9 protein-coding genes are annotated in these 11,366 nt (G+C 49.6%); 8 read left to right on the plus strand and 1 reads right to left on the minus strand.

The genetic code is table 11. The features are described 5' to 3' along the window. The first annotated feature begins 146 nt into the window (after window positions 1-146). From typA to J5W02_RS11920, 7 genes are all read left to right on the plus strand, one after another. Window positions 147-1,967, plus strand: coding sequence for a translational GTPase TypA (gene typA, locus J5W02_RS11890; protein ID WP_219965922.1), 1,821 nt, complete (start codon window positions 147-149; stop codon window positions 1,965-1,967). A gap of 1 nt (window position 1,968) precedes the next feature. Beyond that, a complete protein-coding gene (locus J5W02_RS11895) occupies window positions 1,969-2,850 on the plus strand; it encodes a 3'-5' exonuclease (protein ID WP_219965923.1) in 882 nt (293 codons plus the stop codon). Window positions 2,851-2,998: 148 nt separating this feature from the next. Then, a complete protein-coding gene (gene pgeF, locus J5W02_RS11900; RefSeq protein ID WP_219965924.1) occupies window positions 2,999-3,841 on the plus strand; it encodes a peptidoglycan editing factor PgeF in 843 nt (280 codons plus the stop codon). Next, window positions 3,838-4,731, plus strand: a complete 894-nt coding sequence (locus J5W02_RS11905; RefSeq protein WP_219965925.1) for a radical SAM protein — start codon at window positions 3,838-3,840, stop codon at window positions 4,729-4,731. The genes pgeF and J5W02_RS11905 overlap by 4 nt, the downstream gene beginning before the upstream one ends. A gap of 87 nt (window positions 4,732-4,818) precedes the next feature. Further along, window positions 4,819-5,505, plus strand: a complete 687-nt coding sequence (trhA, locus tag J5W02_RS11910) for a PAQR family membrane homeostasis protein TrhA (RefSeq protein ID WP_219965926.1) — start codon at window positions 4,819-4,821, stop codon at window positions 5,503-5,505. 89 nt (window positions 5,506-5,594) lie between these two features. After that, window positions 5,595-6,545, plus strand: coding sequence for an alpha/beta fold hydrolase (locus tag J5W02_RS11915; protein WP_219965927.1), 951 nt, complete (start codon window positions 5,595-5,597; stop codon window positions 6,543-6,545). A 90-nt stretch (window positions 6,546-6,635) separates the two neighbouring features. Next, on the plus strand, window positions 6,636-7,508 hold the full coding sequence (locus J5W02_RS11920) for a polysaccharide deacetylase family protein (RefSeq protein ID WP_219965928.1): 873 nt from the start codon (window positions 6,636-6,638) through the stop codon (window positions 7,506-7,508). 4 nt (window positions 7,509-7,512) lie between these two features. Here the strand turns inward: J5W02_RS11920 and J5W02_RS11925 are convergent, their stop codons facing one another. Beyond that, on the minus strand, window positions 7,513-9,849 hold the full coding sequence (locus J5W02_RS11925) for a cation-translocating P-type ATPase (protein ID WP_219965929.1): 2,337 nt from the start codon (window positions 9,847-9,849) through the stop codon (window positions 7,513-7,515). A 283-nt stretch (window positions 9,850-10,132) separates the two neighbouring features. On the opposite strand from J5W02_RS11925, the gene J5W02_RS11930 reads away from it, so the two are divergent. Then, a complete protein-coding gene (locus J5W02_RS11930) occupies window positions 10,133-11,350 on the plus strand; it encodes an O-antigen ligase family protein (RefSeq protein WP_219965930.1) in 1,218 nt (405 codons plus the stop codon). Window positions 11,351-11,366: the final 16 nt, after the last annotated feature.

Genomic DNA, 11,366 nt, shown 5'->3' on the forward strand with positions numbered 1-11,366 from the left:
ATATTACAAAGCGCCGGTAATCTGCCGGCGCTTTTTTGTCGGATAAGCACCGTGGTTTCTTTACGGTGCTTATTCACAAATATATGGGAACGTGGTATAATAATAAAGTTTTGTGAATTACAGAGATTAAAGAGGTATCATCAATTATGGATTCAAGAAATGACATTCGAAATGTTGCAATTATAGCGCACGTTGACCACGGAAAGACCACACTGGTCGATCAGCTGCTAAAACAAAGCGGCATTTTTCGTGCCAATGAAAATGTGGCGGAACGGGTCATGGATTCCAACGACCTTGAGCGTGAACGCGGAATCACCATCCTTTCCAAGAATACAGCCGTCATGTACGACGGCGTCAAAATCAATATTGTGGACACTCCGGGTCACGCCGACTTCGGCGGCGAGGTGGAACGCATCCTGATGATGGTTGACGGCGTTCTGCTGCTGGTAGACGCGTTTGAAGGCTGTATGCCGCAGACGCGATTCGTACTGAAAAAAGCGCTTGGCCTTGGCAAAAAGCCCCTGGTCGTTGTTAACAAAATCGACCGCCCGGGCGCAAGACCGGCAGAAGTGGTCGACGAAGTGCTCGACCTGTTTATTGAGCTGGGCGCGAATGAGGATCAGCTCGAATTCCCGGTCGTTTACGCTTCCGGCCGCGACGGCTACTCCACTTTGGACCCCAATGTGCCGGGTACCGATATGGTTCCGCTTTTCGATTCCATCATTCAATATATTCCTGCGCCGCAGGGCGACCTGAACGGGCCGACTCAGGTTCTGTTTTCCAACATTGACTACGATGACTATGTCGGCAGAATCGGAATCGGGCGTGTGGAGCGCGGTGAAATTCACAGCGGCGAAAATGTTGTGCTCTGCTGCCGTGACGGCGAACAGAAAAATGTAAAGGTTGCCAAGCTGTATCAGTTTGAAGGCCTGAAGCGTGTGGAAGTAGAGGAAGCCAAGCTGGGCGATCTGGTAGCCGTTTCCGGTATCACCGGACTGAACATCGGCGAAACCGCCTGTGCGCCGGACTGTGTTGAACCGCTGCCCTTTGTTAAAATTGACGAGCCCACCGTTTCGATGATGTTCATGGTAAACAACAGCCCGTTTGCCGGAAAAGAAGGAAAGTACGTTACTTCTCGCAATCTGCGCGACCGACTCTTTAAGGAAGTGGAAACCAACGTTGCCATGCGTGTGGAAGAAACCGATTCGGCAGATACCTTTAAGGTGTCCGGCCGCGGCGAGCTCCATCTTTCCATTTTAATTGAGCAGATGCGCCGCCAGAACTATGAATTTCAGGTTTCTGCGCCGCATGTGATCTATAAAACCATCGACGGCAAAAAGTGCGAGCCGATGGAGCTTCTCATGATTGAAGTGCCTGACAGCTATGTCGGCGCCGTAATGGAAAAGCTGGGCAACCGTAAGGCGGAACTTCTCAACATGGGTACGCGCGACACCGGTATGACCCATCTGGAGTTCAAGATTCCCGCCCGCTGCCTGATGGGCTACCGTCAGGAATTCCTGACCGACACCAACGGAAACGGTATCATGAACAACATATTTGATTCTTATGAGCCGTATAAGGGCGATGTTCAGACACGCGCGCAAGGTTCTCTGATTGCGCATGAAACCGGCGAGTCCACCGGTTACGGCCTTTTCTACGCGCAGGACCGCGGCCGTATGTTTATCGGGACCGGCGTGGAGGTTTACGAGGGCATGATCGTGGGTGCCAGCCCGAAATCAGACGACATCGTCGTTAATGTTTGCAAGAAGAAGCATGTAACCAATACCCGTGCCTCCGGTTCGGACGATGCTCTTAAACTTACTCCGCATACCGTTTTAAGTCTGGAACAGAGCCTTGAGTTCATCCGCAACGATGAGCTGGTTGAGGTGACGCCCAAAAGCATCCGTATGCGTAAAATGGTACTGAGTAAAGAGCTTCGCATGAAACAGGCAAGTAAAAATAAATGATATGAGTTTTGTAATACTTGATTTGGAGTGGAACGGAACCTACAATCGCCGACTCAAGGGATTTATGAATGAAATCATTGAGTTCGGCGCGGTGAAGGTGGATCATGACCTGAATGTGGTCGATACCTTCGAGGCTTTGATCCGTCCGCAGGTCGGCAAGAAAATCAGCGGAAAAATCAAGACACTGACCAGCATTACCAATGAAGATTTGAAAGACGGCCTGCAGTTCATGCAGGTTGTCAGCCGGTTCCGAAAATGGGCCGGTGATGCGGTGTTCATGACATGGGGTACGTCAGACGTTCTTGCGCTGGTTGAAAATTGCCGTTATTTCTGCGGAAACGAGCATATTCCTTTTTTGAAACGCTATGTGGATCTGCAGGCCTATTGTGAAAAGATGCTTGATTATGAACCCGGAAAGCAGATGGGACTGAGCACTTGTGCACAACTGCTGGGAATTGACGAGGAGGGCTTCGATCATCACCGTGCTTTGGGTGACAGCCTGCTGTCCCTGCGGTGCTTTCAGAAGCTGTATACCCCGGATCAGCTGGAACCGTTTATACAGGACGCGACAACGGATGAATTTTATGACCGGATACTCTTTAAGACCATGATTATCTGTGATTTAAACAATCCGCTGATTAAGCGCAGCGATATGCATTTTAAGTGCGATCTTTGCGGCGGGAGGGCGCACCGGACGGGCGAATGGCAGCTCAAAAACAAAAGCTACCGCGCGGAGTTTATTTGCTGGCACTGTCACCGCAGGTTTTACGGCCGAGTACAGTTTAAGCTGAAATACGAAGGTATGGTTGTGAAAAAGACGATCCTTCCGGTCAATGCCGAAAAGGATAAAACAGAGGACGAAGGGCCTCAAGAGGAGAGCTGAAAGCTCTCCTCTTTTTTTACCTTTGTATTTGCATTCGCTTTTTTGTTATGCTAAAATCATACTGATTTCAATAATATATTATAAATGGTTTCCTCCGTTTTGACGGAGGATTTTTTCAAAACCACTAACCATTCTGCGGAGGGTATTTATGAATGATAATGGGAAAAATATGAATGTACGGGAAAAAGAGGGAGTCGTCTTTCTGACTTTTCCCTCTTTTGAGCAATATCACTTTGTCAATCACGCCTTTTCTACCCGGATGGGCGGAGTGAGCGCAGGGGAATTTACCTCTATGAACCTGAATTTCGGACGGGGGGACAGCGACGAAAATGTGGTGCGGAATTTTCAGCGGTTTTGCTCCGCGGCCGGCTTCGATTACGAAACGCTGGTTGCTTCGGCACAGGATCACCACACGGTTGTTCGCCGGGTAGGGCGGGGGAACTGCGGAACGGGCATTTGGAAACCCAAGGATCTGCAAAGTGTGGACGGATTGATTACCAATGAACCGAACGTGACCCTCACCACCTTTTACGCCGACTGTGTGCCGCTGTTCTATCTTGACCCGGTAAAGCGTGCGATCGGCCTTGCCCACGCCGGCTGGCGCGGCACCGTTGCCAAAATGGGGGCGGAAATGGTTGGGGCCATGGCGCGGGAATTCGACAGCAGCCCAAAGGATCTCCTTGCCGCGGTCGGCCCGTCCATCGGCCCATGCTGCTTTGAGGTGGATACCCCGGTGTATGAAGAATTTGCCGCGCTGACCGAAATCAAGCCGCAGGAATTCATCGTTGAAAAGGGCGGCGGAAAATTTATGATTGACTTATGGGAAGCCAACCGACGCATCATAATGGAAGCGGGTATCCCTGCGGAAAACATTGAGGTGGCGCAGCTGTGCACAAAATGCAACGCGCAGTGGCTCTGGTCCCACCGTGCCAGCGGGGGCAGGCGCGGCGGTCTTGCCGCAATGATGTGCCTGAAGGGGGAAGAAGCATGATGACGGAGCACTGCATGCTGTGCCCGCGCGCCTGCGGAGCAAAGCGAACGGAAACCGAGGGCTCCGGGTTCTGCGGACTGGGGACAAACCCCGTGGTCGCCCGCGCGGCGCTCCATTTTTGGGAGGAACCCTGTATCAGCGGAAAACATGGTTCCGGGACGGTCTTTTTTACCGGCTGCTGCCTGAAATGCGTATTCTGCCAGAACTATCAGATCAGTACCGAAAAAGCGGTGGGGAAAACGGTCAGTATACAGGAACTTGCGGATATCTTTGACCGTCTTGCCGAAAAAGGTGCGCACAATCTCAATCTGGTCAGCCCTACGCAGTTTGTTCCCGCAATTGTTGAGGCGCTCAAACTCAGAAAGTCCCGGATTCCGGTCGTGTATAATTCCGGCGGCTACGAAAGCCTGGAAACGCTGAGATTGCTGGAAGGCCTGATCGATATTTACCTTCCCGATTTAAAGTATGCGGACGATGTTCTTGCCCGGAAATATTCCGGAGCACCGGATTATGCGGAACGGGCAAAGGCCTGCGTGCTGGAAATGGCACGCCAGACCGGTTCGGCGCAATTCAATGATGACGGGATGATGACGCGCGGTACGATTGTGCGGCATTTGATTTTACCGGGCAATACGCGCAATTCCATCGCCGTTTTGGATTGGCTGGGTGAAAATCTTCCGGACGGGGTGCTGGTCAGCCTGATGGCGCAGTATGTGCCCTGCGGGAAAGCGGCTGAATACCCGGAAATCAACCGCAGAATTACAAAGCGCGAATACCGGAAGGTTCAGGAGCATTTGTTTGACTTAAATTTAGATGGATTTGTTCAGGAAATGGAGTCGGCAAGCCAAAGCTATATCCCGCCTTTCAACTTGGAAGGCGTTTCTGACTGATACCCCTTGACAAACTGCGTCCGCCGTTGTAGACTGTTATATAGTTTTTAATACTACATAAAATAATCTTTAATAGACGGTGATATTATGAATGAAAGCAGTATAAACAAAGCGGAATGGAGAACAACACGGCGCAAAGAACTGGAGCTTCCAAGTTATACCATAACGGAAGAAATTCTCAATGCCGCTACTCACGGGATTGGAACCGGGCTTGCCATTGCGGGCTTTATTGTACTTTTGATGAACGCCCGCCGTGGCGCTCTTTCCCTTACGGCGGTGTCCGTTTTCGGGGTAACCATGATTTTGCTGTATATGGTTTCCACACTTTACCATGCGCTGGGTGTCTGCCCGGGAAAAAAGATCTGCCAGATCCTCGACCACTGCACCATTTTTCTTCTGATTGCGGGAACCTATACGCCGATTTCTCTTTTGTGCTTTGGCGGGGTTACGGGCTGGGTTATGTTTTCGATTGTCTGGATGGTCGCCGTTGTCGGCATCGTGCTCAACGCGATTGATCTTAAGCGCTTTAAAACGTTCTCCATGATCTGTTATCTGGCCCTTGGCTGGTTCGTTGTCTTCTTTTTCAAGCCCCTGCTTACACACCTTGATTCGCAGGCTATCATCTACCTGATTGTCGGCGGCGTGTTCTATACGGTCGGCGCCGTCCTTTACGGGCTTGGGAAAAAGATCAGATACATGCACTCCGTGTGGCATTTGTTCGTACTTGGCGGCACAATCTTTCATTATTTGGTGGTTTATCATATTTCCGTATAAAATTGTTCACAAAACGTATCACATTTTCCTCTTTTTCTGCGATATAATGAATACACAAAATACAATCGCAGCATAGAGAGGTGACGCAATTGGATATTTTACAAAGGCAGATGTCCTTTGATTCCTGTACGGATGATGAGAGAATTTTCGCACGGGTTTTTGAGCCTGCCGACAAAACGGACGTCAGGGCTGTGCTGCAGATTGCTCACGGAATGGCGGAGCACAGTCTTTTATATGTTGATTTTGCGCGTGCATTGGCCGCAAAGGGCTACTCCGTAGCCATCAACGATCACCTGGGCCACGGAAAATCGGTGACCGCCGGCGGTGCGTACGGGTATTTCGGCAAAGGCGGGTGCCAGAATCTTGTCAAAGATATGCACAAGCTTTACGGCCTGATGCGTAAGGATTATCCCAATATCCCTTATGTGCTCATGGGACACAGCATGGGTTCCTTTTTAGCCCGGTCATACGCCGCCCAGTACGGCGACGAGCTGACCGCGGTCATTTTTATGGGTACCTGCGGCAGCCCGGGTGCGGCGGTTCTGTCCACCCAGAAACGCATCAGCAACGCCATCGTAAAAAAGAAAGGCGAAAAAAGCCACGACCCTATTTTCGCAAAGCTTTCCACCGGAAAATACAACAGCGCCTTTACGCCGTTTCGCACGCCGAACGACTGGATTTCCCGCGACGGGGCGCAGGTGGATATCTATACAAATGACCCGCTTTGCGGTTTTGACCTGACCGCTTCCGGTTACCGCGACATCGTCTATCTGCAGGCGGAGGTGAATTCCTCCGGCTGGTTTAAAAAGATGGCAAAAATTCCGATTCTTCTGATTTCAGGCGGAAAAGACCCGGTCGGCGGTTTTGGGAAAGGTGTCCGGCAGGTCGCCGCAAAGCTCAGGAAGACCGGCCATGAGGTGCGTCTGATTTTGTACCCGGAAGCACGCCACGCCCTGCTCAGTGAAATTAATAGAGATGAAGTTTACGAAGATATTGAAGATTTTCTTTCGTCGGTAACAATGAAAGAATGTCAGCTGTAAAAAAGGACAGAGCAAAGCCACCGCTTTGCTCTGTCCTTTTGTGATATCTCCCGGCAGCCCTCCATATATTTGCTTAGGAGGAATGTGCCTATGTTTGCTATCTTTCATATTAACCGCAGATTGGCGCTGATGTTTCTTACAACGGCGGCAATCGCGCTGATGATATGCTGCGGGGCAGTGGCAAATCCCGCCAGAGCGACCGAAAGCGGAAGAGGTATCAAATTGCCGATTCTCATGTACCACAGTGTGCTGAAAGACAAATCCTATCAGGGCGTGTATGTGATTTCCCCGGACAGCTTTGAAAAAGACCTTCAGTATCTTCAGAAAAAAGGCTATACAGCCGTGGTAATGCAGGACTTGCTGGATTACGTCAACCAAAAGACGCCATTACCGGAAAAACCGGTCATGATTACTTTTGACGACGGATACTACAACAATTATCTTTACGCATATCCGCTGATTAGGAAATACAAAATGAAGATGGTTTTTTCTCCGATCGGTTACTGTACGGATCAGTTTTCACAGAAGGACGCGGATCACGCCAATTACTCCCACTGTACCTGGGATGAAATCAACGAAATGATGGAATCCGGATTTGTGGAAATTCAGAATCATACCTATAACCTGCATGAAAACAAGAACGGACGCCTTGGCGCCGGGATGAAGCGGGGAGAAAGCGTGGGAAAATATACTTCCCTGCTGACGGAGGACTTAAGCAAGATGCAGGAAGAAATGAAAGAGCATACCGGCTATACGCCTACTACGTTTGTCTATCCGTTCGGTGCAATCAGCAACGTTTCGCTCCCGATTGTCCGGCAGCTTGGATTTCACGCGAGCCTGACCTGCGAAAGCAGAATAAATTATCTTACGAAGGACCCGAACTGCCTGTACGGCCTCGGCCGGTACCTGCGCTCCGGAAAAACGTCTACGGAATCGTATTTCAAAAAGATAGGGCTGGATTGAGAAGTCAGCTGCCGATTTTTTTCATAATGACTTTTTCCACCATGTGCAGAATAGCGGTCATCAGGCTTGTGGCCACGATGAGCATGGGAACCAGCACCAGCACCATGGGCAGAGTCAGTCCGACCACCGCAAAAAGCGGCTTGAAGAAAATCAGCGCCAAAATAAAGGCGGCGGACATGGAGGAAAACAGTGCCGCGTGCTTTAGATTAAACGGCATACAGACTTTAAATAAGGTCATAAGGCCGGTGTAACCGGTGATAATGACAGCCATTGTGGAAATTTGCTCCGGAGTAAAATTTAGATAGCCGGAAATAAAAACAAGCAGCACAATGTTCAGCACCATGGTCAGCGCGCCGGGCAGTGCCTTTTTAATAACATTGACAATAAACTTACCGTGAATCCGTTCCCGGTTGGGCTCCAGCGCGAGGATAAACGAGGGGTATCCGATGGTGACTGCGTTAATCAGCGTAAACTGGATCGGCTGAAACGGATAGTCGCAGGTAAAAAAGATAAACAGGACGGCAATGATCGCGGAAAACATTGCCTTCACAAGAAACAGCGAAGCGGAGCGCTGCAAATTGTTGATGGAGCGGCGCCCTTCGTTGACAATACGGGGCATACTTGCAAAATCGGAATCCAGAAGGACTACCTGTGAAACCGTCTTGGACGCGTCGCTGCCGGAAGCCATTGCAATACTGCAGTCGCTTTCCTTTAAGGCAAGGACATCGTTTACGCCGTCCCCCGTCATGGCGACCGTCCGGTTCTGCTCTTTCAAGGCTTTGACCAGGTCAAGCTTCTGCTGCGGAGTGACACGCCCGAACACGGAAAAGCTGACCGCGGCGGTTTTAATTTCCTCGTAGCTTTTCAGCGTGGTTGCATCAACGTAGTTTCCGGCGTCTCTCAGCCCGGCCTTCTTCGCAATATTGGCCACGGTAACGGGGTTGTCCCCTGAAATCACTTTGATATCCACACCCTGTGCGGAAAAATATTCCAATGTCTTTTTCGCGTTTTTCCGGATTTTATCACTCAGAAGGATCAGCGCAAGAGGGGAGATATCGGCGGGCAAATCCCCCTTTCCCAGCGGGCTTTCACTGTGGGCCAGAAGCAGTACGCGCTGTCCCTGTGAAGAGTATTTTTCGACCACCTGCCGGATTTTTTCAAATCCTTCTTTTAAAATAAACTCACCGGCGCCCAGCACAAAGCTCCCGGTTTCGTGAAAGCTTGCTCCGCTCCATTTCCGCGCGGAGGAAAACGCGACCGTAGCCGCGCATTTCCACGGCGGAGGATTACGGTCAAGCGCTTTCAGCGCATTGGCGGTGGGGTTGTCGTCGTTGACCGCATTCACAAGAGCGGCAACCGCATCTTCGGTTTCCTGCCGGGAAATATCACACAGCGGGACGATGGCGTCCATCTGCATGGTTCCTTCCGTGATCGTTCCCGTTTTATCCAGACAAAGGGTGTCCACGCGGGCAAGGGTTTCAATGGAATACAAATCCTGTACCAAAGCTTTGTGGTGGGCAAGCCTCAGCACGCTCACTGCCAGCACCACACTGGTCAGAAGGACAAGCCCTTCCGGGATCATGCCGATCAGTGCGGCGACGGTGCTGACGACCGCGCGGTTGAAAGGTTGTCCAGAAAGATAAAGCTGCTTGTAAAAAAGCAAAAGACCAATGGGAATAATGGAAAAACCGATATATTTGATGATTTTATTAATCCACGTCATAATTTCCGAATTTGGTTTTTTTAGGTATTTGGCACTCTGGGTGATTTTAGACGCGTAGTTTTCCGCGCCGATATGTTCCACTTTCGCAAGGCAGCTGCCGCTCCCGATGAAGCTGCCGCTCAGCAGACGATCTCCCGCTTTTTTGGCGACCAGATCCGCTTCACCGGTAATCAGCGCTTCGTTGACCTCGCATTCTCCCTGCACAACAATGCAGTCGGCACAGATCTGGTTTCCGGAAGCAAGCACCATAATATCGTCCAGCACAAGGTCGCTTACTGGGATATCCTGCTTCGCGCCGTCGCGCAGTACATGGGCTTTTGGCGCGGCAATCAGCTTGAGCCGGTCGATTGTCTTTTTTGCTTTGATTTCCTGAACGATTCCGATCAGCGTATTTGAAATAATGACGCCCATAAACAGCAGGTTCTTATAAGAACCCACCATCAAAATCAGCCCGGCAAGAATCGCATTTAATATATTGAACGGGGTAATCAGATTCGTGTGAATAATCTGTCCTACCGTCTTGGTTTTTATTTCTTCCGTTCCGTTTACCAGCCCCTGTTTTTGCCGTGCGGCCACCTGTTCTGCGGAAAGACCGGAAATTCCGTTTTCATCCATCATGAATTTATCCCCGTTCGTGTATGATTTTTATTGAAATTCATTATACTATAGTTAGATCGTTTTTTGCCATAGTAAAAAATATTTGAAAAAAACTTAAAAATTTCGCAACAATTTCCGTTAAAATGACCAAATTATGAATTATCAAAGGAAGATATTCGATTCATAATTTATCTTGTTTCATATTTGCATTATGGTATAATTAATCGGTATGAGATGTTGTGGAAGAGTTTGGTTCCACAACCAAAGTAGGAATATGTGAAGAAAGGGGTCTGCCCTTATCAGAATGATAAAATTTGATTTTCAGAACACAAAGCTGCCTGTCCGGGATTTTGACAGTATGCTCGTTTTGTTGCTGACAGTCTCGATTTTCGCGCCATTCTATTTCAGCGTTGCCGTAACGTGCGCAATCGCTATCATGACAATGATGAACTGCAAAAAAAGGACGAAAGCTTTTTCGTTTCCGTACTCGAAATATCTGCTTGGATTTTTGATTATTCCTTTTTTTGTATCCGCAACCTATAACAATTACTGGGGGATGCTTTACGCAATCGTGATTCTCGCCGCCGCGACCTGCGGCTTCTATATCAGAAGCGTAATGACGCGCCAGCTTTTCGATCAGGTCATGGATGTGTCCTGCATTGCGAGCATCTGGTGTGCACTGGTTGCCATTTTTCAGAAGATCACCGCTTACGGCGACGCACCCCGCTACCGTCCTGTTTCTGCGTTTCACAACGCGAACTGCTACGGTATGATGATTGAATTTATTATCATTATTGCCATCTATCGGATTTTTACAAAAGCAAAGAACAAAAACTTTTATCTTGGCGTAATCGGCATCAATCTGGTCGGGCTTTACCTGTCAGCAAGCCTTTCGGCATTTTTGGCGACTGCGTGCGCCATTATGACCGTTCTTCTTTTCAAAAAGAGATACCGGCTGGCGGGCGGGCTGGTACTGCTGGCGGTTGCTTTTCTTTCCGTCAGCCTTGTTTTTCCGTCAATTTTCCCAAGAGGGCTGGAAGCAATCGACAGCACCTGCGGGCAGCGAATTTCTATTTGGACAACCGCTGTCAGGGGAATCGTGCGCCATCCATTTTTAGGAACGGGCGCGCTGTCCTATCAGATGATCTGTGAGCAGCTGGGCGGCTACAAAACCTACCACTGCCATAATCTTTTGTTGGACACCCTGCTGAATTTCGGGTTTATCGGGTTCGGTGCAATCGGTGTTTACGTTGCTATGCAGCTGAAGCTGCTGTCTTTACGGTTTAGAAGCAATTTGGGTAAGGACATGAATATTCTTGTTCTTGCCGCCGTGGTTGCGATTGCCGTGCATGGCATGACCGATGTCACCATATTTTGGATCCAGACAGGGATGCTGTTCCTGCTGATGTTCTCGGCAACAGGGATTGGTGCGGAGCATCTCGAGCGCAAACTGCGTCTGCCTTCGCTTATCCCGGACTATGCGGAGGATGTCAAAGTCCAGCCAGTTTACCTGAAAAACTGATTCTTCGTTTTCTATT

Origin of the sequence: Caproiciproducens faecalis, from assembly GCF_019448085.1 — a bacterium.
GTDB classification, from domain to species: domain Bacteria; phylum Bacillota; class Clostridia; order Oscillospirales; family Acutalibacteraceae; genus Caproiciproducens; species Caproiciproducens faecalis.